Origin of the sequence: Pseudomonas sp. NPDC089741 (genome assembly GCF_044748825.1) — a bacterium.
Taxonomy (GTDB): domain Bacteria; phylum Pseudomonadota; class Gammaproteobacteria; order Pseudomonadales; family Pseudomonadaceae; genus Aquipseudomonas; species Aquipseudomonas helmanticensis.
Window position 1 is genome coordinate 239,937 of the sequence record NZ_JBIVGT010000002.1, and the last position, 20,334, is coordinate 260,270.

A 20,334-nucleotide genomic window follows, 5' to 3' on the forward strand; every position below is an offset into this window, starting at 1 on the left:
CAATTCAAACTGTGGGAGTGAGCCTGCTCGCGATGAGGGCGTGTCAGTCGACAAAAAATGTTGAATGTTCGACCGCTATCGCGAGCAGGCTCACTCCTACAGGGGAGTTGTGGTGTGGCTTAAATTTCCAGGACTTCCATCTCGCGCAGCACTTCGCCCACCGCCGCGACGGCCTGGCGCATTTCGTCCGGGCTGACGTGGCCGATGCAGCCGACGCGGAAGGTTTCGACCTGAGTCAGTTTGCCGGGATAGAGGATGTAACCCTTGGCCTTGACCCGTTCGTAGAAGTCCTTGAACTGGTACCGCGGATCGTTCGGCGCATGGAACGTGGCGATGATTGGCGCCTGAATCGCCGCCGGCAGGAAGCTGCGCAAACCGAGTTTGGCCATCTCTTCCATCAGTGCCTGACAGTTGGCGGCGTAGCGCGCATGCCGCGCCGGCAGGCCACCTTCTTCGTTGTATTGCAGCAACGCTTCGTGCAGCGCCGCGACCACGTGGGTCGGCGGGGTGAAGCGCCATTGGCCGGTTTTCATCATGTAGGCGTGCTGGTCGAACAGATCCATCGCCAACGAATGCGAATTGCCAGCGGCAGCCGCCAGCGACTCTTTGCGGGCGAAGACAAAACCCATTCCCGGCACGCCTTCCAGGCATTTACCGGAGGCCGCGATCAAGGCATCGAACGGGACTTTTTGCGCATCCACCGGCAACGCTCCGAAGGAACTCATGGCATCGATGATCAGGCGTTTGCCGTGTTGCTCAACGACTTCGGCGATTTCCGCCAAAGGATTAAGAATCCCGGTGCTGGTTTCGCAGTGGATCAGCGCGACGTGAGTGATGTCGCTGTCGGCGCGCAGCAGACGGTCGACGTCGGCGGCGGTGGTCGGTTCGTCTTCAGCGGTTTCAAAAGTGCTGAACGAGCGGCCGAGCACTTCGCAGATCTTCGCCAGACGCTTGCCGTAGGCACCGTTGATCAGCACCAGGACTTTGCCGTCACGCGGCACCAGAGTACCGATCGCCGCCTCGACGGCGAAGGTGCCGCTGCCCTGCAATGGCACGCAATGGTGAGTGGCCGCGCCGTTGAGGATCGCCAGCAATTGTTCGCACAGGCTGGCGGTCAGTTGATTGAAGCGGTCATCCCATGACCCCCAGTCGACCATCATCGCCTGACGGGTGCGGGCCGAAGTGGTCAACGGGCCGGGAGTGAGCAGGATGGGTTCGGCGATACTCATTCGTGTGTCCTCGGATAGCGCTGTGGGATGAAGCTACGGGGCATACGTTGCAATTCGGCGTTGTATCAATCAAATTGTTTGTTGTTATGCCAGCCATCAGTGAGAGTTATTCATGAACCTGTTTCAGCTGCGCGCCTTCGACGCCGTGGCCCGCGAAGGCAGCTTTACCCGGGCTGCTGCGCGGTTATTCATCAGTCAGCCGGCGGTCACCGGGCACATCAAGGCGCTGGAGGAGCACTACCAGATCACTTTACTGCGGCGCACCGCGCGACGAGTGGAGCTGACCGAAGAGGGCACCAAACTGGCGGCGATCACCCGGGCGATGTTCGGCCTCGCGGAAGAGGCGCAGGTGCTGCTTGAGGCCAATCGACAATTGCTTACCGGGCGTCTGGAAGTGGCGGCGGACGGCCCGCACATGGTCATGCCGATGCTCGCCAGCCTGCGCGCGCGGTATCCGGGGATTACCGTGAATCTGCGCTTGGGCAATGCGCAGGAAACCCTCGCGGCGCTGTTGTCCGAGCATGCCGATGTGGCGGTGCTGACTGAAGTCGAACCGCGCAAAGGCCTGCACCTGCAAGGCTTGAGCGAATCGCGGATTTGCGCGTTGGTGCCGGCAACGCATGCCTGGGCGACGCGCGCGGGGGAGGTCAAGCTCAAGGAGCTGGATCAGGTGATCATGGTGCTGCGTGAACCGAGTTCGATCACCCGGCGTACCTTTGATCAAGCGTGTGAACAGGCCTCGATTCATCCACGGGTGTTATTGGAACTCGATAGCCGTGAGGCGGTGACGGAAGCCGTCGCCGCTGAGCTGGGTGTCGGTGTGGTGTCATCGGTGGAAGTCAGCCATGACCCGCGCGTGGTGGCGATTCCGATCATCGGCGACGGCCTGGTCAACCGGCACATGATCGGCTGCATGGAGCGGCGCCGGGATTTGCGTTTGATCCAGGCGTTTTTCGCGTTGGCGCCTGGCTGACCTCAGGCGCAGTCGCGGCATCCAGTTCAGGCCATGGTCAATTGCGGCTGAGCCGGCAGGATCGCGGTACTTTTTCGGGTGATTTCGATTCTTGGGTAATTCGCCTGCTTCAGCTGCATGCTCTCCAGTTGGTCCAGCGCGGCGGCAGGATCATTCAATGGCAGCGTCTGCAGCAATTGCACATCGAGGTTCCACCACTGACTGTCAAGCAAGCGTGCAATGGTGTGCGGGTCATGCCGGTATTTGATGATTTTCGCCGGGGTGCCGGCAACGATTGCGTAAGGCGGAACATCCTGGGTCACCAGCGCGCGCGTCGCGATGATTGCGCCGGTGCCGACCTGCACGCCTTCGAGGATCATCGCGCTGTGGCCGATCCACACGTCGTGACCGATCGTGACGTCGGCCACCACCGGGTCGAAGATCAGGGCGGTATCGGTGTACTGAAAGGGGTGAGAACTGAGCCAGTCGGTTGGATGAGAGCTCTTTTGCTGGCCGATAAAACAGCGGGTACTGATCGAGCAGAAGCGGCCAATGGAGGAAACCGCAGACAGTACGCAATCACTTCTGATGTAGGTGTGCGCACCGATGGCGAGGTGTTTCGACTCGATCACCACGTGGCCGATGCTGACGTGTTCTTCGAGCGTCAGTGTCGATCGCTTGTGCAACGAAAAAATCCCGCCGGCGACTTTGCAGGCATGCTGGCGAATGGATTTTTTCCAGAAGTGATTCCGAACTGAATTTATTATTTTCTTCACGATGCGTACTTCGATTCCATGGTCGAGCCGCGACAGGCTCGATGCGTCTCAGACGGTGATGCTGCGAAATTTTTTGTGACAGATGGCAAGGCGCCAGTGTAGCTGACGTTCAGGTCAGGGCACAGCTACACCAGACTCTCGCGCACCATCTGCAAAAACGTCGCCACCACCCGCCGCGAACTCTGCTCGCGCAGGCACACCAGCGTCTCCGTCAGCCGGCGCGTGCAATCAATGATTGGCAATGCGCAGACCCGCGAATCCGCACCAAACTCCGCCGCCGACACCACCCCCACGCCAATCCCTACCACCACCGCCTCGCGCGCGGCTTCGCGGCCTTCAACCTGAATCGCCGGGCGAATGCGAAACCCGGCGCGGGCCATTTCTTCCTCCAGCGTCTGCCGTGTCACCGAGCCGTGTTCGCGCAACACCAACGGCGTGTCATCGAGGTCCGCCAGGCAAATCGATTCACGCTCGGCCCACGGGTGATGGCGTGAGACGAATGCGACCATCGGGTCGTTGCGCAGCGGCACGCAGAGCAAACGCTCGTCACTGACATCGCGCCCGAGCAACGCCAGATCGGCCTGATAGTTGAACAGGCGAAACAGCGATTCATCGGTGTTGCCCGTCTCGATCTTGACGCTGATCCCCGGATAGCGCTCGCAGAACCGCGCGATCTGCGGCAACACATGCACCGGCGCATCGACTGCCAGAATCAGGCTGCCGGTCTGCAGGGCCTGGGATTCCTGCAACAATTCCTGCGCTTCGGCTTCAATCACGAACAGGCGCTGGGTGATCGCCAGCAAGCGCTCACCAAGATCGGTCAGGCGCACCGAACGCTTATTGCGGTGAAACAGCAGAACGCCGAAACGTTCCTCCAGTTTGCGCACCTGGTCGGATATCGCCGGTTGCGTGAGAAAAAGCCGCTCGGCGGCTTTGGTGAAGCTTCCATGCACGGCCACGGCATGGAAGGCTTTGAGCTGGGCGTGGGAGACGGACATGAATGCTCCAGTAACAAGCTGAGCTTATGTGTGAAATACGATAAATCGATTTTATTTATTAAACAGTAATTGCTTTGATCGGCTCACGCCATCGCTGACTGCTCGTTCGGGAGCAGCAATGGCCATGAGCCTGTGCGTGCAACAGCAGGACTCATCTGACCGGTATCGCCATAGGGATGGGGGGATATCGCAGTGCTCAACAATAAAAACACAGGCGTTTTTCTTAACGATTCTGCCGGCACACTCACACCCTGAGGTCAGAACCACCATGAACAAGCACATCGGCACCATTGCGCGTTGGCGCGTGCAGATCTTCGCTGTCACCTGGCTCGCGTACGCCGCTTTCTACTTCACCCGCAAAGCTTTCTCGGTGGCCAAACTCGGCATCGCCGAAGACCCCACCTTCATGCTCGACAAGATGGCCATGGCCAACCTTGATGCGATTTATCTGGCGGCTTACGCCATCGGCCAATTCACCTGGGGCATGCTCGCCGACCGCTTTGGCCCACGGGTCGTGGTGCTTGGCGGTTTGCTGATTTCCGCTGCCGCAGCGCTGGTGATGGGCAGCTACGCGACACTACCAATCTTCGCTACCTGCATGTTGATTCAGGGCCTGGCGCAGTCCACCGGGTGGTCGGGGTTGTGTAAAAACCTTGGCAGTTTCTTCCCTGCGCAACAGCGCGGGCGGGTGCTCGGTTTATGGAGTTCCTGCTACGCCTTCGGTGGTCTGGTGGCTTCACCGTTTGCCGGCTGGTGGGCGTATACGCTGGTGGGCAGTTGGCACGCGGCGTTTATTTCCAGCGCAGCGGTGGTCGCGGTGGTGGCGGTGGTGTTCTTCATCTTCCAGCGCAACAAACCGGAAGATGTTGGCCTGCCGGCGGTCGAGCCGGAGCCGGAACTCAGCGCAGAGGAGACCGAAGCCAACAGCAAACTCAGCATCTGGGAACCGTTAAAGGAAATCCTGCGCAATCGCACGGTGCTGGTGCTGGGCCTGGCGTATTTCATGCTGAAACCGGCGCGTTACGCGATTCTGCTGTGGGGCCCGGTGATTGTCTTCGAGCAAATGCCCAGCGTTGGCAAGGTCGGTGCGGCAATCATTCCGACCTCGTTCGAGCTGGCCGGTCTGCTTGGGCCGATCATGATTGGCCTGGCCTCGGACAAGCTCTTCGGCGCCCGGCGCATGCCGGCCTGCGTGCTTAGTCTGCTCGCACTGACCGTGACGCTGGCGCTGTTCATGGGCGCTCTGCACACCGGTAGTGTTTTGCTGGTGGTCGCACTGCTGTTTGTCATGGGCCTGACCCTGTACGGCCCGGATTCGATGATCAGCGGCGCAGCGGCCATCGACTTCGGCAAAGCCAAGGCCGGTGCCACGGCGGCCGGTTTCGTCAACGGCTGCGGATCGGTCGGTGCGGTGCTCGGTGGCTTGTTGCCGGGTTACTTCGACTCAGTCACGGTGTTCATCGTGTTTGCCGGTTGCGCGCTGTTTTCGGCGCTGGTGCTGATTCCGCACTGGAACAGCCGTCCGGTCGGTGTGATGGAACCACGCGCCTCCATCCCCAATTGCCCGTTGACGATCAAACCCCTGCGTTCCTGAAAACCCTTGCCTCGCGGCCTGCTGCGACGCACGCGGCAGGCTGTGGCGTGGCCAACTGACTGGAGAAAACCCATGAGACCGTTTTGGCTGGAGCAGGCCCTGCACACCGACACGTCTGAAACCTGTGCACCGCTGCAAGGCGAAGTGCGCACTGACGTGTGCATCGTCGGCGGCGGTTACACCGGGTTGTGGACAGCGATCATGCTCAAGCAGCAGAACCCGGAGCTCGATGTGTTGCTGATCGAGGCCGACATCTGCGGCGCTGGTGCCAGTGGGCGCAACGGTGGCTGCGCGTTGTCGTGGTCGGCAAAGTATTTCACCCTGGAGCGCCTGTTCGGCGTCGAGGAAGCAGTGCGCCTGGTCAAGGAATCTGAGCGCAGCATTCATGCCATCGGCGAGTTCTGCGAACAGTACGGCGTCGATGCCGATTACCGGCTCGACGGCACGCTGTACACCGCGACCAATCGTGCGCAGGTCGGCTCGACCGACGCAGTGATCGCGGCGCTGGAGCGCAATGGCATCAACTCGTTCAGCCAGCGCCCGCTCGCCGATGTGCAGCGCATGGCCGGTTCCGCCAAGCATCTGGAAGGCTGGTTCTCGCCGGCGGCGGCCAGTGTGCAACCGGGCAAACTGGTGCGCGGATTACGCCGTGTGGCCTTGCAGCTCGGCGTGAAAATCCATGAAAACACGGCGATGACCGGCCTTGAAGAGGGCCGCCCGGCGCGCATTCATACCGCCACCGGCAGGGTTGTCGCCGACCGCGTGGTGCTGGCGATGAATGCGTGGATGGCCCGCGCTTTCCCGCAGTTCGAACGCAGCGTGGCGATCGTTTCCAGCGACATGCTGATCACCGAGCCGCGCCCGGAACTGCTGCAGGAAATCGGCTTGACCAGTGGTGTCACCGTGCTCGATTCGCGGATCTTCGTGCACTACTACCACAACACCCCGGACGGCCGGATCATGCTTGGCAAGGGCGGTAACACGTTTGCCTTTGGCGGGCGAATGCTGCCGGTGTTCGATCAGCCGTCGCCGTACGCCGGATTACTCAAGCGCAGTCTCGGCGATTTTTTTCCGGCGTTTGCCGAGGTCAAAGTCGACGCGACCTGGAACGGTCCTTCGGATCGCTCGGTGACCGGCCTGCCGTTTTTCGGGCAGATGAGCAGCAGCGGCAATGTGTTCTACGGTTTCGGCTATTCCGGCAGCGGCGTTGGCCCGTGTCACATGGGCGGGCAGATTCTCGCGTCGCTGGTGCAAGGCCTGGATAACCCGTGGACGCGCTCGCCGCTGGTCAACGGCCCGCTGGGCTACTTTCCGCCGGAGCCGATCCGTTATCTGGGTTCGCTGATGGTGCGCAACGCCATCCGGCGCAAGGAGCGCGCTGAAGACCACGGTCGGCTGCCACGGCACCTGGACGTACGGCTGGCGAAATTCGCTGCGGCGGCGGGCAAGGCCGACAAAGCCTGACTCCCCCTCATGTAGGAGCGGCCGCAGGCTGCGATCTTTTGATCTTGTTTGTAAAAGACCAGATCAAAAGATCGCAGCCTGCGGCAGCTCCTACACGGGGTTTTTTAGTTGCGGTAGAGGAGCCAGTCGAGTAACTGGGGATTGTCTTGAGTGGGCGGTATTTGTTGCTGCGGCAGTTCGCCTTGCGTGCCCAGGCAGAGGATCGGTCGATCCGGATCGCTGTCGAGAAAACTCACCCACACCTCGCTGCCGGCACAGGGCAGTTCATTGGCGGCGATCCGTCCATTGGCGTTGGTCAGGGCAATTGGCAGCCATATTCCATCGTCGGCCTGCACCGTTGCGACAGACCACAGACTGACGTTGATCCGGCCCTGGTCATCGAGAGATGCCGGCTGCCCGGGCGTGCCGAGTACGCGCGCCAGGTGATAACCGGGGATCGCCGGTCGCGGCTGTTTGAGTGCCGGACGAAATTCCGTCGACCAAGGCAGGGCAACGAAATCGTTGTGGTAGCGGTAAACGCTGGGTGTCGGCTCGAGAATCGACGGCTGTTGCCCGTGATGGCGCATTTCGGTGATCAACCATTGTTCGTTGAAACTGTTGATCGGATGCTCCGCAACCTGGACCAATTGACCGCTGAGCAGGTCCACGCAATCGCTGCGGCCATGGATCGAGCGATATTCGCAGCGCTGACGTTGCAGATGACGACGGCTGCGTTGTTCGGCATAGCGATGTGGCTGGGACAGCGTTGTTGTCGGCCCCGTTATGCTCTGGTTCGCGGCATCCTCGCGCAGGTCTCGTTGCCCGCGATTGCGTACATGACGTTGCGGTGCGACTGGCACCGCGTCATGCCGCTGGAACAGCGTCGCGATGTGCGGCGAGGGCGCCTCGTCATCGAGGCTGAACGGCAGCAGCGTGGGCTCTTGCGGCAAACTCAGACTGTCGTCGGCGAACACCACGACATGCCCGTCCGGGCCATGTTCGAAGTGGTAATGAATGCCTTCTTCCTCGCACAAGCGGTGCAGCAGGGCCAGATCGCTTTCCTCATATTGAATGCAGAACTCGCGCTGGGGGTATTGGCCGACGATCACTTCGATTCGGTAACTGTCGACCGGCAGCGCGTTTTCCTCGAGTAACTGTTGGAGAATCTGCGGCACGCTCAAGTGCACAAAGACGCGGCGTTTTTGTGCTTGCGCGAGTTGTTGAAGGGAGGGCACCAGCACCACTCGATAGCCGACCCGATGCGCACCGCGATGTTCGCAACTGGCGCTGTCGATGCGCCCGTGAACCCCGTGATGATCACTCAGATGCAGGAATGCCGGTTGCTGCAACAGCGTGCCTGGCGTCATGGCCGGGCCGAGGCTGATCAGTTCGATGTCGAAGCGGTAGGGCTGGTTGAGCGCTTCCTCACCGCGAAAGCGCAACACCGGCATTTGCAATCCACTGTCGGTCAGGGTCAGCGTGAAGGGACTTTCCATGTCATTGAGCATTCGCACAGGCTCTGTCTGGCAATACGGCCCCAGAGGGTACGAAACCGCAGCGCCGAATGCTTATGGCAAAGCGGCTTTTCAGAATAGCCCTACACGCTCTGGCGAAAATGTCGATTCAGCATTACGATTTTTTTGGTCGATTGCCGACTTTAGGCCGTATAAACTTGGCGCCACGCGTCGGCCAATAGATGTCTCGGCGCCACAGATCAAGAGAGTGAGTAATGGGCGCACAGTGGAAGGTTAAACACAAAGAAGCGGCAGCCAACGCCAGGGGCAAAATCTTCGGCAAACTGGTGAAAGAAATCACCATTGCTGCACGCAACGGTGCCGATACCGCCACCAACGCACACTTGCGTCTGGTGGTCGAACAGGCCAAGAAAGCCTCGATGCCGAAAGAAACCCTCGATCGCGCGATCAAGAAAGGCGCGGGCCTGCTGGGTGAAGCGGTGCAATACCATCGCGTGACCTACGAAGGCTTCGCCCCGCATCAGGTGCCGCTGATCGTCGAGTGCGTGACCGACAACGTCAACCGCACCGTAGCGGAAATCCGCGTGGCGTTCCGCAAGGGCCAATTGGGCGCTTCCGGCTCCGTGGCCTGGGACTTCAACCACGTCGGCATGATCGAAGCCTCGCCGGACACCCCGGACGCCGATCCGGAAATGGCCGCGATCGAAGCCGGTGCCCAGGATTTTGAAGAAGGTGAAGACGGTGCGACGCTGTTCCTGACCGACCCGACTGACCTCGACGCCGTGCAGAAATCCCTGCCCGAGCAAGGCTTCACGGTCTTGTCGGCCAAGCTTGGCTACCAGCCGAAGAACCCGGTCAGCGGCCTGAGCGACGAGCAGATGGCTGAGGTTGAAGCGTTCCTCGAAGGCCTCGACAACCATGATGACGTGCAGGACATGTTCGTCGGTCTGGCTGGCTGATCTGTTTCGCCAGTGATGGCCTCATCGCGGGCAAGCCCGCTCCCACAGGTTTTTGCGCAATTCACATATTTTGTGCACGACACGGACACTGTGGGAGCGGGCTTGCCCGCGATTGACCGCGCCGCGGTCACAGATTTTCAAGTTCGCGCAACACTTCACTGAACCCCGGTCGCGCCCGCACATCCGCCTGGCAGCAACACCGTTCCAGCGCTTCCCAATGTAAACGCCGCTCTGCACTCAACCCCGAGTCGATGCGCGCCAGCAATTCCCCCAGCAAAATCCCGAACGCCCGCACTTCAATGCGTTGCAGCGCCCGCGTCTGTGCGGTATCCGTCGTGGCATGGAACGACGCCCCACCAAAGTCCCCCAGCAGGCAATCGCCCCGTTCGTTCAACAAAATGTTGTGCCCGTACAGGTCGCCGTGGGTGATGCCTTGCGCATGCAGATGCTCGGCTGCCGAGGCAATGCCCTTGGCAATGCGCAAGGCAACGTCGGCGGTAAAGCGCAGATCATCGGCGTACACATCCCGCGAACACGAGGCCAGGCTTGGCAATCCGGCGAGGTTGCGAAAACTCGGGTCAATCAGTTGCATCACCAGCCCTTGCTGGCCGTCGGGATGAGCGGTGATACGCCCTTCAACGCGGATCAGGTTCGGGTGCAGGCCGGCGGTGATGCAGGCGTTCATTTCGTGTAACGGCGAGCCGTCGCTGGTCATTTCACCTTTATACAACTTCACCGCGACCGGTTTCAGCGAGCCATCGGCGTGCTGCCAGTTCGCCCGGGAAATCACCCCGGAGGCGCCTTCGCCGAGTTTTTGCTCCAGGCGCAATGCCGACCAATCAATCAGCGGCGTGGCTTCCAGCGCGGCGGCGTCGGCTTCGGTTTCCAGCGGATTACCGGCGTAGGCCAGCCATGTCAGGCTCGGCAAGCTCAGCAGCCACTGCGGCAGTTCGCTGAACTGGTTGACCGAGATGCGCAGCAGTTCCAGTCGATGGCAGTCGCGCAGCGATTCAGGCAGAGCTTGCAGACAATTGCCCGACAGCATGAGTTTTTGCAGATAAGGGCGCTCGCCCAGTTCAGTCGGCAGGGTGTCGATGCAGTTGTCAGTGAGGATCAGCCAGCGCAGCAACGGCGGCAGCGCGGCGCTGGGTACCTCGACGATGCGATTGGCCTTGAAGCCGATCATTGTCAGCGCCGCGCATTGGCCGAGGCAGGCTGGCAGCTCAGTGAAATGGTTGTCGGAACAGAACAGCACGCGCAGCCGAGTCAGGCGATGCAGATCGTCCGGCAGGCTACTGAGTTCATTGCCGCTGAGGTTAAGGATTTCGAGGGTGTCGGCCAGCTCGAAGATCTCGCGCGGAAACTCGGTCAGCCCGCAAGACAGATCCAGCCGCGTGATGCCCGACAACTCGCCGGCGCGCAGTTGAGCAAGGGTGTGCATGTCAGTGTTCACTTTTGAAAGGTGCAGAGACGCGAAGCGCTCGGAATGGGCGACATGATAACGGCAAAGCGGCGATTTGCGGCCAGATCAGATTTTTTCAGCGGGGGTGTCAGACAGAGGGGCAATAACCTGCAATTGTCCCAACCGGCTACGCGTGCGCCCGAGGTCGATCGCATCGCCGCCGAGGCTTTCGCAAAGCGACAGTCGACCCATCAGCGTCAGGTGTTTGTCCTGGTCGTAGAGCACGTCGATCAGATTGATGAAGCGTTGTTGCGCGGCAATCGAGCAGTCGCCCAGCAGTGGTAAATCGTCAATCACCCAGTGGTCGAAACGCCGACACAACTCCAGATAATCCATCACCGCGGTTGGCTGTTCACACAGATCAGCGAAAGTAAAAGCCACACGTCGGCCTTCAATCAGACGTGCACGAAAATGCCGGGTACCGACCGCCAGCGACAGCGGCGGAGCATCCTCAGTTGGCAGAGTCAGCGCCTGGCGCTGCGCCGGCGTGCCCGGCCACACATAATGGCCGTGGGTAAACACTTGATGTTCATGGTTGCGCGCCACACTGCGGTAATCATGCGGGCCGCCGACTTCCATCACCTGCATGCGCGTATTGATCAGTTCGATCACCGGTTTGAACCGCGCGTGATAGAGCGGGTTGGGCAACAGGCCTTCGGGTGCGTAGTTGGACGTCACCAACAGCAATATCCTGCGCTTGAACAGCGCTTTGAACAGCCGGGTGATGAGCATCGCATCGCCGATATCGTGCACATGAAACTCGTCGAAACACAGCACCTGACAGTCCTGTAACAGCTCGTCGAGGCTGGTTTCGAGGGCATCATCGCGCTCGCGATGGCGGAACATGCCCTGATGCAATTGCGCAAAGAACTGATGGAAATGCAGGCGGCGTTTGCGCGTGATCGGCAGAGCCTGAAAAAAGCCATCAAGCAGCCAGCTCTTGCCGCGCCCGACGGCGCCATACAAATACAGGCTCGGCGCTGTCTGTGGTGTGGCGCCGAGCAACAGGCTGGCCTGCTGTGCCATGCAATCGATTACCTGTTTTTGGCTGGCGCTGAGGGTGTAACCCTGCTCGTGGGCCTTGCTGCGGAAGTAATCGCGGATCGACTGCGCGCTGGCGTCATGCCCGGCGCTGGCGGCCATGCCCTTGCCGAACAAGCGGCGCAACGCCGGCCAGCGCTGGCTCAGTCGCGATCGGTCGGGCAGTCGGGCGGGCACTCTGGGTTACTCCGGGCAGGTCGAACCGGCTCCACTGAGCGCGGCGGGGTAGTGTAACCAGACGTTCAGCGGGGCTACCACCACGGAGCATCGAGAATGGGCGGTTACTGAACAATATTCTGCGGGCTGTACAGCTATTTTCAGCGACATGATTCGCCCTGTTGCCAACCTTTCGAAACATATCCCGGCCGTTCAGTGGATCCAATCGACTGGCGCAATCGCCGTCCGTTGCTAACCTGAAACACAGTAACGCCAACGCAAGCGATCCCTGACAAGGAATGGGGCAGTGAATGCACGAGTGGTCATGGGCCTGCTGGGAGTGTTTTGCGCACCGGCATACGCGGCGGATCTTCAGGTCGAAGTGCGCGTCGATGTGCAACGCGGCTGCCAATTGATCGGCCAGCAGCGCGAGGCCGGCATCGAGCAACTGGGTGTCCTCGATTTCGGCAGCACCGCGCGTCTCGACGACCCGGCCGGGCCATTGGCTGCAGCGCTGACCAATCAACGCTTGCCACGGCTGGAATGCAATCCGGACACGCCGTATCAAATGCGTGTCGATGGCGGTCTGCACGGTGGCGTCGGCGAGGTTCGCTACCTGGCCGGTACGGCTGACAGCAAGCCGATTCCGTATCGCCTGTATCAGGACGCCGCGCGGCGTGTGCCGCTGGTGGTGAATGTGCCGGTCAGCGGGCGCGTGCCGGACAGCGGCACGGTGGAGTTGCCGTTGTACGCACGGATCGAGCGTTTGACCGAGGTGCCGCGAGTCAGCCGTTATTCGGATCTGGTCAAGGTCACGGTCACCTGGTGATCGCGAGGTTTACCGGCAAACCGCTGAATTGGGTGGTGCCGGGAAGACGTTCAATGATGAACGCAAGGGTTGGAGTCACCTGAAGGAGTAGGGACGGGCGCAATGACAGGCAAACACTGGATGGTCATGGCAGCAGGTACGCTGGCATTACTCGCCGACGACGCGCAGGCGGCTGTCAGCGGGCAGATCCACGCGCGGCTGATCCTGATTGCCGGCTGCGAAGTCACCAACTCCTCCAATCCCGCCAGCCCGGTGGGTGAGCTTGGCACACTTGATTTCGGTCTTCAGGGACCCACCTGGAATGCGCCGATCAAGGCCAGTCTCGACGGCGACAGCAGCGGCAAACTCAATGTCGCCTGCAATCCTTCGGTCACCGGCTTCACCGTCACTATCGACGGCGGCACCCACGGTGACGGCAATACCCGGCGCCTGAGCAATGGCCGCCAGACCATTCCCTATCAACTGTTCGTCGATCCCTCCGGCGCCCGGAGCTACAGCATCGGCCAACAACACAATTTCGCTGTCACCAGCGGTGCGCAGATACCCATTCCGGTATTTGGCTCAGTGGTGGCGAATACCCGCGCGGTTCCGGCTGGGGTCTATACCGACACCCTGACGGTGACGCTCGACTGGTAACCCCGTAGAGGACGGACACCATGCGTATGTTTGCATCAAGGATAGCTTTGCCGCTGCTCGGTCTGGCGCTGGTTTCCAGTGCCAACGCCGCCACCACGGTCACCGGCCAGATCACTTCCAGCCTGATCCTGATCAGCAGCTGTCAGGTCAACGGTGCGGGTGGTTCCACCGGGCTGAACTTCGGTGCATTGAGCTTCGGCACCGCCAACAGCCTGTTCACCACGGCCACCGGGCAAGTGCTCGGCGGTGGCGGCGGGGCGTTGTCGATTCTTTGCTCCAGCGGCACCACGCCGACGGTCAAGGTACGCGCCGGTGCCAACGACGGCAAATCACCGGGTGGCACGCGCGCCCTGTTTGACGGCGTGGCCAATTATGTCCCGTACGACTTGTACACCGATGCCGGTCATTCGCAGCTGTTGGCGATCGACGGGACGATCAATCTCGCTGCGAGTACCGGTGTTGCGCAGACCGTGAATATCTACGGTCAGGCCGTGGGCAAGGCCGGTTTGCCGGCCGGCACGTACACCGACACCGTCGCTGTTGAACTGACGTTCTGATGCCATGCGCCGGCAGGGATGCGCCGCGCTGCTCCTGCTCTGTGCGGGCAGTGCACCGCTGCCGCTGACGGCGGCGACCAGTCAGAGTTTCCAGGTCAGCGCCACGGTCACGGCGGGATGCCTGGTGGTGGGCGGTGTGTCGAACTATGGCGGGCTGAATTTCGGCTCGCGTTCGGCATTGGCCACCGGCACCGTGCAGGTCGCGCTGACCGGTGGCGTGCAATTGCAATGCACGCCCGGGGTGACGCTGAACATGAGCGTCGATGGCGGTCAGTACAACAGCAGTGGCCGGCACATGCAGGTCAACAGCGGCAGTGCGCGGGTGGCGTATGCGCTGTTTCGCGATGCGGCATATAGCCAGAGCCTGGGCATCGGCCAGAGCGTGGCAGTGGCGTACAGCGATGCGAACAACATCAGCCTGCCGATTTACGGTCAGGTGCAACTACCGGGCAATCAGCCTGGGGGGACGTACAGCGACGTGTTGCAGGTGCAACTGTCGTGGTGAGGTGCAGTAGCCATTGCCGACAAGGAGCAGGTCTATGGGGTCATTCATGTCACGGCACACGTTACTGCAAAGTGCGATGCTGGCGCTGCTCATGCTCGGAACAGGCCATGCCGGCGCCGCCAGTTCGGTGTTGATCTGGCCGATCGACCCGGTGCTCGAAGCCGATCAACAGGCCAGTGCACTGTGGCTCGAAAATCGCGGCAACGAGACCGCCAATCTGCAGATCCGCGTGTTTGGCTGGAGCCAGAACGGTTTCGAGGAGCAATACCAGAATCAGCGCGACGTGATCGGCAGCCCGCCGGTGGCGAAGATCGAACCGGGGCAAAAACAACTGGTGCGCCTGACCCGAACCAAAGAGGTGCCGCCGGGTCAGGAACTGGCCTACCGCATCATCATCGACGAAATCCCTTCCGCACAACCTCCCTCAGCTGACGGTGGCAAGACCGCCGCAGCGATCCGCTTCCAGATGCGCTATTCGGTGCCGCTGTTTGCCTACGGCGCGGGACTGTGGAGCAAGGAAGACAGCACGCGTGCGCGAGATCCGAAGGGCATCGGTTTGCCACAATTGAGCTGGCGCACGGTGGCGGTCGATGGTCGGCCCTACGTCGAGGTGCGCAATCAGGGCGCGGTGCATGCACGGTTGACGGATGTCGCGATCAAACAGGGTGGGCAGAGCAAACCGCTGGCCGAAGGCTTGCTCGGTTATGTGCTGCCGGGCGCGGTGATGCGCTGGCCGGCGCCGGGTTCGCTGGCCGGGGATTCGGCGTTGCAGGTACGGGTCAATGGCGCGCCGCAGGTGCAGAGCATTACCCCGGCACGCTGATTGAGTGGTTGTGGGCCGACAAAGACTGAGAGCCAGACATAGCCGTATCAGGCCACCGCAGTATCAGGAGGATTCAGTCCATTGACGGACGTAAAACGTGTATGAGCCGAGGATGGGCTCGCCGTATTCAGCGTCCGCTGTGGCACATCACCGGCGCGTGTTGCCTGGTGTTCGTTCAACCCTCCGGGGCCGGCGAACTGCCGCCGCCACCCAGTGGCATGGAGGCGGTGAGTGATGCTCAGCTGTTTCTCGAACTGGTGGTCAACCAGATGAATACCGGACGGGTGGTGGCGGTGCAGCAGCGTGGCGGGAAGCTGCTCATACCGGTTACGGCGTTGCGCGAAACCGGCATGAAACTGCCCGACAACCTCGGCGCGGAAGTTGATCTCGACAGCCTGCCGGGCCTGCACAGCGACTACGACAGCGTCGGCCAGCGCCTGTTGCTGGATGTCCCGCCAGACTGGTTGCCCGAACAATTCATCGGTAATCGCCAGGCCTATCCACGCACTCCGGCGCTGAGCAGTTTCGGCGCGCTGTTCAACTACGATCTGTACCTCAACGACACCGACGATGCCGGCACGTATCTCGCCGCATGGAACGAGGTGCGCCTGTTCGATAGCTGGGGCACGCTGTCCAACACTGGGCAGTACCGGCGCACGCTGTCCGGTGATTCGCTCAACACCCTCGACAATGGCTACTTGCGCTACGACACCACGTGGCGCTACTCGGACGATGAGCGAATGCTCACCTACGAAGCCGGCGACGTGATCAGCGGTGCCTTGCCGTGGAGCAGTTCGGTGCGGCTGGGCGGTGTGCAATTCTCGCGCGATTTTGCCGTGCGCCCGGATCTGGTGACCTATCCGCTGCCGCAATTTGCCGGTGAAGCGGCGGTGCCGTCGTCAGTGGATCTGTTCATCAATGGCTACAAGTCCAGCAGTGCCGATCTTCAGCCCGGCCCTTATACCCTGACCAACATTCCGTTCATCAACGGTGCCGGTGAAGCCGTGGTGGTGACCACCGATGCACTCGGTCGACAGGTGTCGACCACCTTGCCGTTCTACGTCACCAGCAGTCTGCTGCAACAAGGCTTGAGTGATTTTTCCGTGGCTGCCGGTACGCTGCGCCGCGACTACGGCCTGAAGGATTTCAGTTACGGCACCGGCGTCACCTCCGGCAGCCTGCGTTATGGCGTCAGCGACAGCTTTACCCTCGAAAGCCATGCCGAAGCTTCGGATTCACTGACCCTCGGCGGCCTCGGTGGCAATCTGCGGCTGGGTAACTTCGGCGTACTCAACAGTGCGCTCAGCCAGAGCCGTTTCGACGGTGAAGTCGGTGAGCAACTGAGCCTCGGCTACCAGTACAGCAATCAGCGTTTCAGTTTTTCCTACCAACGCCTGCAACGCCATGATCAGTACGCCGACCTGACCGTGATCGACACTCCCTACATCAGCCTCAGCCGCCGCAGCGAACAAGCGACCCTGAGCCTCAATCTCGATCGTTGGGGCAGCCTCGGTGCGGGCTACTTCGATGTGCGCGCGGCGGACGATTCACGCACGCGACTGCTCAATCTGACCTGGAGCAAACCGCTGTGGCGCAACAGCAGTTTCTATCTCTCGGCCAACCGCGAGATCGGCGACAGCAATTGGGCGGTGCAGGCGCAACTGGTGATTCCGTTCGACTTGCGCGGCAGCCTGGCGATCAGCAGCGAACGCAGCAAGACCGGTCAGAGCCAGCAGCGGGTCAATTACAGTCGTGCGGTGCCCACCGAGGGCGGCGTCGGTTTCAATCTGGGTTACGCCAAGGGTGATGGCGCCGATTACCGTCAGGCCGACGTGACCTGGCGCCTGCAATCGGTGCAATTGCAGGCTGGCGTCTACGGCACTTCCGACGCTGAAACCCGTTGGGCCGATGCCAGTGGTTCGCTGGTGTGGATGGATCGGCAAGTGTTCGCCGCCAATCGAATCGACGATGCGTTTGTGGTGGTCAGTACCGATGGTTTTGCCGATATTCCGGTGCGCTACGAGAACCAGCAGGTCGGCCAGACGGACAAGAATGGTCACCTGCTGGTGCCGTGGAGCAGCGCCTACTACCGTGGCAAGTACGAAATCGATCCGCTGAATCTGCCGCCGAATGTGCGCAGCCCCAACGTCGAACAACGCATCGCCGTGCGGCGCGGCAGTGGTTATCTGCTGGAATTCCCGCTGAGCCGGGTGATTGCCGCGAGCATCATCCTGGTCGATCCGCAGCAGCGCGAACTGGCGCTGGGCGCTGGCGTGCTGCATCAGGAGAGTGGCACGCGGACGGTGGTCGGTTGGGACGGGCTGGTCTATCTGGAAAACCTTCAGGCGCAAAACACTTTGCAGGTGACGCTGGCTGACGGCAAAACCTGTCAGGCGCAATTCAGTGTCGACATGAACCAGAACCAGGTGCCGCTGATCGGGCCGTTGGTGTGTCAGTGAGCGTTGCACGGTTTTGCTTGTGGCTGGCATTGCTGATGCCGGGGGCGGCGCAGGCGTTGTGTTCGGTGGTCAGCACTACTCCGGCGGCATTCGGTACGCTCAGTTCGATTGCCGTGCGCACGGTTTCGCAGCCCAGCTCGACGCTCAATGGCGGGTTGAGTTGCACCGGTTCGCTGTTGTCACTGTTGACCAGCGGTGACCATTTCTGGGGCACGGTTTCCTCGACTCAAAGCGGTCTGGTCGGGCCGACTGGCGATGTCATCAGTTACACGGTCTACGCCAACAACAGCACCAGCTACCCGCTGACTCGCGGCACCGCCTATGATTTTGCTCGTAACGGCATCATCGATGCCTTGGGCCTGCTCAACGGCACGACGCCGAAAACCGTGCCGCTCTACCTCGGCACAACCATCGGCAGTAATGTCGCCGCCGGGGTGTATACCGAGACCCTGAGCATTTTCTGGAACTGGAATTACTGCTCGGGGATCGGCATCGGCGCCATCTGCCTAGGGCGCGATATCAACAGCGCAACCACCACGCTGACGGTGAACCTGACCGTGTCCAACGACTGCACGATTACCGCGCCGAACATTGCCTTCGGCAGCGCGCCGGTGGTCAGCGCCTTCACCCCGGTGACCGGGCTGACCATCAATCTGGCCTGCACCAAGGGCAGTGCCTACACGGTGGGTTTGAGTGATGGCCAGAATCCGCTGAGCGCCGGCGGGCGGCGGCGGATGATTTCCGGGAGCAATTACCTCGCCTACGACATTTTCAAAAGCGCCGGCACCACGCGCTGGGGCAGCGTCGGCGCGGCGCGGCGCGCGAGTACCGATGCCGAGGTCAATCCCGGCAACGGTTTGGGCACCGGCAGCCAGATCTTCAACTACAACGCAAAAATCTATACCGACCAGACCACACCACCGGCCGGCACATACCTGGACAATGTGGTGCTCGACGTCGGTTTCTGACCTGACTTCCTCCTGACCGGTCTCATCCCCTGCAGGCGCTGTCGAGTGCAACGAGGCTGCGATCTTTTGATCCTGTTTTTTACGATCAAGATCAAAGGATCGCAGCGTGCCGCAGCTCCTACAGGGGCGGTTCAGAATTGCAGTGATTGCTTGAGCTGTTGCGCTGCCGGCGAGTCGGTCGGGCTGACCATTGCGTAGTTGTAGCCGCCACCCGACCAGTACTCGGCTTGCAAATCGCCGTCACTGCGGGTGCCGCGCGGCAAAAAGGTGTTTTTCGGTCCCGGTGGGCGAACATAAAAGCTCACCTTGTGCCCGCTGCCATCCTCATACATCACCATCGCCGCCGGCCCTTCATCGGTGCTGAGCAAGCGTCCGCTGACCGGTTCGAACCCGGCGGCTTTCAGATCCGGCAAACGAGTGGCCCGAGTGAAATAACGATCGAGCCAGCGCTGCATGTCACCGTCACTGTCGACCTTGTAATCGGCCGGCAACATCCCTTGTTGGGCGATCAGCCGATAAGCCTGCAACGCGTCGGTCATCGGTAACAGGGAAGGGCGCACAAGCGTCATCTCGCGGGCCTGCCATCCGCTGAAACCGCCGACGCTGACCGCGATCATCAACACTGCCGCACTGGCCAGATGGCGACGTGCCTGGCGCTGACGGCGCTGGCGGATCAGTGCCGGCTCAAGTGCCGGATTGGCCGGTTGCTGCAAGGCACCGCCGAGCGCCGCGCGCAGTTGCTGGGCATCCTGTTGCCAGGCGCGCAGCTTTGCCGCCTGTTCCGGGTGACTGGCCAGCCAGGCTTCCAGCACACGCCGATCGGCGTCGCTGAGCTGGTGGTCGACGTAAGCATGCAAATCATGCTCGCTGGGAGGCAGGCTGATCATTTGAGTATCCGCAAAGAAGGGCTGCTGATTTCGCCGTCGCTGAGTTGGCGCAAGGCCTGGCGGGCGCGGGACAGGCGCGACATCACGGTGCCGATCGGGGCGCCGAGAATCTCGGCGACCTCTTTATAGGTGAGGCCTTCCACGGAAACCATCAGCAACAGCGCGCGCTGTTCGGTGGGCAAACGGTCGAAGGCCTGCAGGGTCGACTGGGCAATCACGGTGCGCTCTACCGAAGGCTCGGCATCGTCACGACCGGTGAAGAATTCGAGCATCCGCGCATAGCGCCGCGAGCGCCGGTGGGCATCGAGAAACTGCCGGTAGAGGATCGCAAACAGCCAGGCTCGCAAGTCGCCGTCGGCGCGTTTTGCGCCCCAACTCGACAGGGCGCGCTCCAGACAGCCCTGCACCAGATCGTCGGCGCTGCTGCTGTTGCGCGTTAACGACACGGCAAAGCGGCGCAATCTGGGAATGATTTCTCTCAACTGTTCGTCGAATTCGCTCATGAAATTCTGCTAGTCACTACGCTGTGGACTAGGGAGACGTCCGTCGCCGCAGGTTATTCCACGTTCGGAAAAATAAATACCG

General features: G+C 61.2%; 19 protein-coding genes. 11 read left to right on the forward strand and 8 right to left on the reverse strand.

What is annotated here, in order from left to right; translation table 11 throughout:
• Nucleotides 1-119: 119 nt before the first annotated feature.
• Nucleotides 120-1,229, reverse strand: a complete 1,110-nt coding sequence (locus ACIPZE_RS03235; protein WP_129392031.1) for a 2-aminoethylphosphonate--pyruvate transaminase — start codon at nucleotides 1,227-1,229, stop codon at nucleotides 120-122.
• A 112-nt stretch (nucleotides 1,230-1,341) separates the two neighbouring features.
• Here ACIPZE_RS03235 and ACIPZE_RS03240 point away from each other — a divergent pair, with 112 nt between their 5' ends.
• Complete coding sequence (locus ACIPZE_RS03240) at nucleotides 1,342-2,202, forward strand: LysR substrate-binding domain-containing protein (RefSeq protein WP_283436972.1); 861 nt, start codon at nucleotides 1,342-1,344, stop codon at nucleotides 2,200-2,202.
• 26 nt (nucleotides 2,203-2,228) lie between these two features.
• On the opposite strand, the gene ACIPZE_RS03245 is transcribed toward ACIPZE_RS03240, so the two are convergent.
• Nucleotides 2,229-2,957, reverse strand: a complete 729-nt coding sequence (locus tag ACIPZE_RS03245) for a CatB-related O-acetyltransferase (RefSeq protein ID WP_283436971.1) — start codon at nucleotides 2,955-2,957, stop codon at nucleotides 2,229-2,231.
• Nucleotides 2,958-3,082: 125 nt separating this feature from the next.
• Nucleotides 3,083-3,955 carry a LysR family transcriptional regulator gene (locus tag ACIPZE_RS03250; RefSeq protein WP_129392037.1) on the reverse strand — a complete coding sequence of 291 codons (873 nt, stop codon included), beginning with the start codon at nucleotides 3,953-3,955 and terminating at the stop codon, nucleotides 3,083-3,085.
• A 268-nt stretch (nucleotides 3,956-4,223) separates the two neighbouring features.
• Here ACIPZE_RS03250 and ACIPZE_RS03255 point away from each other — a divergent pair, with 268 nt between their 5' ends.
• Nucleotides 4,224-5,549, forward strand: coding sequence for an MFS transporter (locus tag ACIPZE_RS03255; RefSeq protein WP_400771331.1), 1,326 nt, complete (start codon nucleotides 4,224-4,226; stop codon nucleotides 5,547-5,549).
• Between the two features lie 72 nt (nucleotides 5,550-5,621).
• Nucleotides 5,622-7,013 carry an FAD-dependent oxidoreductase gene (locus ACIPZE_RS03260; RefSeq protein WP_283436970.1) on the forward strand — a complete coding sequence of 464 codons (1,392 nt, stop codon included), beginning with the start codon at nucleotides 5,622-5,624 and terminating at the stop codon, nucleotides 7,011-7,013.
• 104 nt (nucleotides 7,014-7,117) lie between these two features.
• Here ACIPZE_RS03260 and ACIPZE_RS03265 read toward each other — a convergent pair whose 3' ends face one another.
• Nucleotides 7,118-8,500 carry a type VI secretion system Vgr family protein gene (locus ACIPZE_RS03265; RefSeq protein WP_400771334.1) on the reverse strand — a complete coding sequence of 461 codons (1,383 nt, stop codon included), beginning with the start codon at nucleotides 8,498-8,500 and terminating at the stop codon, nucleotides 7,118-7,120.
• A gap of 221 nt (nucleotides 8,501-8,721) precedes the next feature.
• On the opposite strand from ACIPZE_RS03265, the gene ACIPZE_RS03270 reads away from it, so the two are divergent.
• Nucleotides 8,722-9,426, forward strand: coding sequence for a YebC/PmpR family DNA-binding transcriptional regulator (locus ACIPZE_RS03270; RefSeq protein WP_129392049.1), 705 nt, complete (start codon nucleotides 8,722-8,724; stop codon nucleotides 9,424-9,426).
• 127 nt (nucleotides 9,427-9,553) lie between these two features.
• Here ACIPZE_RS03270 and ACIPZE_RS03275 read toward each other — a convergent pair whose 3' ends face one another.
• A complete protein-coding gene (locus ACIPZE_RS03275) occupies nucleotides 9,554-10,867 on the reverse strand; it encodes a leucine-rich repeat-containing protein kinase family protein (protein WP_400771337.1) in 1,314 nt (437 codons plus the stop codon).
• Between the two features lie 87 nt (nucleotides 10,868-10,954).
• The gene (gene zapE / locus ACIPZE_RS03280; protein WP_400771339.1) at nucleotides 10,955-12,106 is read right to left on the reverse strand and encodes a cell division protein ZapE; all 1,152 of its coding nucleotides are present in this window, start codon (nucleotides 12,104-12,106) and stop codon (nucleotides 10,955-10,957) included.
• A gap of 286 nt (nucleotides 12,107-12,392) precedes the next feature.
• Here zapE and ACIPZE_RS03285 point away from each other — a divergent pair, with 286 nt between their 5' ends.
• From ACIPZE_RS03285 to ACIPZE_RS03315, 7 genes are all read left to right on the forward strand, one after another.
• Nucleotides 12,393-12,914: a spore coat U domain-containing protein gene (locus ACIPZE_RS03285; RefSeq protein WP_283436966.1), complete on the forward strand. Its 522-nt coding sequence runs from the start codon at nucleotides 12,393-12,395 to the stop codon at nucleotides 12,912-12,914.
• 102 nt (nucleotides 12,915-13,016) lie between these two features.
• On the forward strand, nucleotides 13,017-13,550 hold the full coding sequence (locus ACIPZE_RS03290; RefSeq protein WP_129392059.1) for a spore coat U domain-containing protein: 534 nt from the start codon (nucleotides 13,017-13,019) through the stop codon (nucleotides 13,548-13,550).
• Between the two features lie 20 nt (nucleotides 13,551-13,570).
• On the forward strand, nucleotides 13,571-14,107 hold the full coding sequence (locus ACIPZE_RS03295) for a spore coat U domain-containing protein (protein ID WP_129392063.1): 537 nt from the start codon (nucleotides 13,571-13,573) through the stop codon (nucleotides 14,105-14,107).
• Between the two features lie 4 nt (nucleotides 14,108-14,111).
• Entirely contained in the window at nucleotides 14,112-14,612 is a 501-nt protein-coding gene (locus ACIPZE_RS03300; protein ID WP_283436965.1) for a spore coat U domain-containing protein, read from the forward strand.
• Nucleotides 14,613-14,646: 34 nt separating this feature from the next.
• A complete protein-coding gene (locus ACIPZE_RS03305) occupies nucleotides 14,647-15,435 on the forward strand; it encodes a molecular chaperone (protein WP_400771342.1) in 789 nt (262 codons plus the stop codon).
• A 101-nt stretch (nucleotides 15,436-15,536) separates the two neighbouring features.
• Entirely contained in the window at nucleotides 15,537-17,894 is a 2,358-nt protein-coding gene (locus ACIPZE_RS03310; RefSeq protein WP_400771344.1) for a fimbria/pilus outer membrane usher protein, read from the forward strand.
• Nucleotides 17,895-17,929: 35 nt separating this feature from the next.
• A complete protein-coding gene (locus tag ACIPZE_RS03315; protein WP_372238477.1) occupies nucleotides 17,930-18,862 on the forward strand; it encodes a spore coat protein U domain-containing protein in 933 nt (310 codons plus the stop codon).
• A gap of 131 nt (nucleotides 18,863-18,993) precedes the next feature.
• Here ACIPZE_RS03315 and ACIPZE_RS03320 read toward each other — a convergent pair whose 3' ends face one another.
• Both ACIPZE_RS03320 and ACIPZE_RS03325 read right to left on the reverse strand, forming a co-directional pair.
• Nucleotides 18,994-19,749 carry an anti-sigma factor family protein gene (locus ACIPZE_RS03320; protein ID WP_400771346.1) on the reverse strand — a complete coding sequence of 252 codons (756 nt, stop codon included), beginning with the start codon at nucleotides 19,747-19,749 and terminating at the stop codon, nucleotides 18,994-18,996.
• Nucleotides 19,746-20,252, reverse strand: coding sequence for a sigma-70 family RNA polymerase sigma factor (locus tag ACIPZE_RS03325; RefSeq protein WP_400771349.1), 507 nt, complete (start codon nucleotides 20,250-20,252; stop codon nucleotides 19,746-19,748). Before ACIPZE_RS03325 ends, ACIPZE_RS03320 begins: the two co-directional genes overlap by 4 nt.
• Nucleotides 20,253-20,334 lie beyond the last annotated feature (82 nt).

What these genes read in the sequence shown, in the direction of transcription:
- ACIPZE_RS03235 (WP_129392031.1), bottom strand. Translation starts at nt 1,229, where the DNA reads ATGAGTATCGCCGAACCCATCCTGCTCACTCCCGGCCCGTTGACCACT.
- ACIPZE_RS03240 (WP_283436972.1), top strand. Translation starts at nt 1,342, where the DNA reads ATGAACCTGTTTCAGCTGCGCGCCTTCGACGCCGTGGCCCGCGAAGGC.
- ACIPZE_RS03250 (WP_129392037.1), bottom strand. Translation starts at nt 3,955, where the DNA reads ATGTCCGTCTCCCACGCCCAGCTCAAAGCCTTCCATGCCGTGGCCGTG.
- ACIPZE_RS03255 (WP_400771331.1), top strand. Translation starts at nt 4,224, where the DNA reads ATGAACAAGCACATCGGCACCATTGCGCGTTGGCGCGTGCAGATCTTC.
- ACIPZE_RS03260 (WP_283436970.1), top strand. Translation starts at nt 5,622, where the DNA reads ATGAGACCGTTTTGGCTGGAGCAGGCCCTGCACACCGACACGTCTGAA.
- ACIPZE_RS03265 (WP_400771334.1), bottom strand. Translation starts at nt 8,500, where the DNA reads ATGCTCAATGACATGGAAAGTCCCTTCACGCTGACCCTGACCGACAGT.
- ACIPZE_RS03270 (WP_129392049.1), top strand. Translation starts at nt 8,722, where the DNA reads ATGGGCGCACAGTGGAAGGTTAAACACAAAGAAGCGGCAGCCAACGCC.
- ACIPZE_RS03275 (WP_400771337.1), bottom strand. Translation starts at nt 10,867, where the DNA reads ATGCACACCCTTGCTCAACTGCGCGCCGGCGAGTTGTCGGGCATCACG.
- ACIPZE_RS03290 (WP_129392059.1), top strand. Translation starts at nt 13,017, where the DNA reads ATGACAGGCAAACACTGGATGGTCATGGCAGCAGGTACGCTGGCATTA.
- ACIPZE_RS03295 (WP_129392063.1), top strand. Translation starts at nt 13,571, where the DNA reads ATGCGTATGTTTGCATCAAGGATAGCTTTGCCGCTGCTCGGTCTGGCG.
- ACIPZE_RS03300 (WP_283436965.1), top strand. Translation starts at nt 14,112, where the DNA reads ATGCGCCGGCAGGGATGCGCCGCGCTGCTCCTGCTCTGTGCGGGCAGT.
- ACIPZE_RS03305 (WP_400771342.1), top strand. Translation starts at nt 14,647, where the DNA reads ATGGGGTCATTCATGTCACGGCACACGTTACTGCAAAGTGCGATGCTG.
- ACIPZE_RS03310 (WP_400771344.1), top strand. Translation starts at nt 15,537, where the DNA reads ATGAGCCGAGGATGGGCTCGCCGTATTCAGCGTCCGCTGTGGCACATC.
- ACIPZE_RS03315 (WP_372238477.1), top strand. Translation starts at nt 17,930, where the DNA reads ATGCCGGGGGCGGCGCAGGCGTTGTGTTCGGTGGTCAGCACTACTCCG.
- ACIPZE_RS03320 (WP_400771346.1), bottom strand. Translation starts at nt 19,749, where the DNA reads ATGATCAGCCTGCCTCCCAGCGAGCATGATTTGCATGCTTACGTCGAC.
- ACIPZE_RS03325 (WP_400771349.1), bottom strand. Translation starts at nt 20,252, where the DNA reads ATGAGCGAATTCGACGAACAGTTGAGAGAAATCATTCCCAGATTGCGC.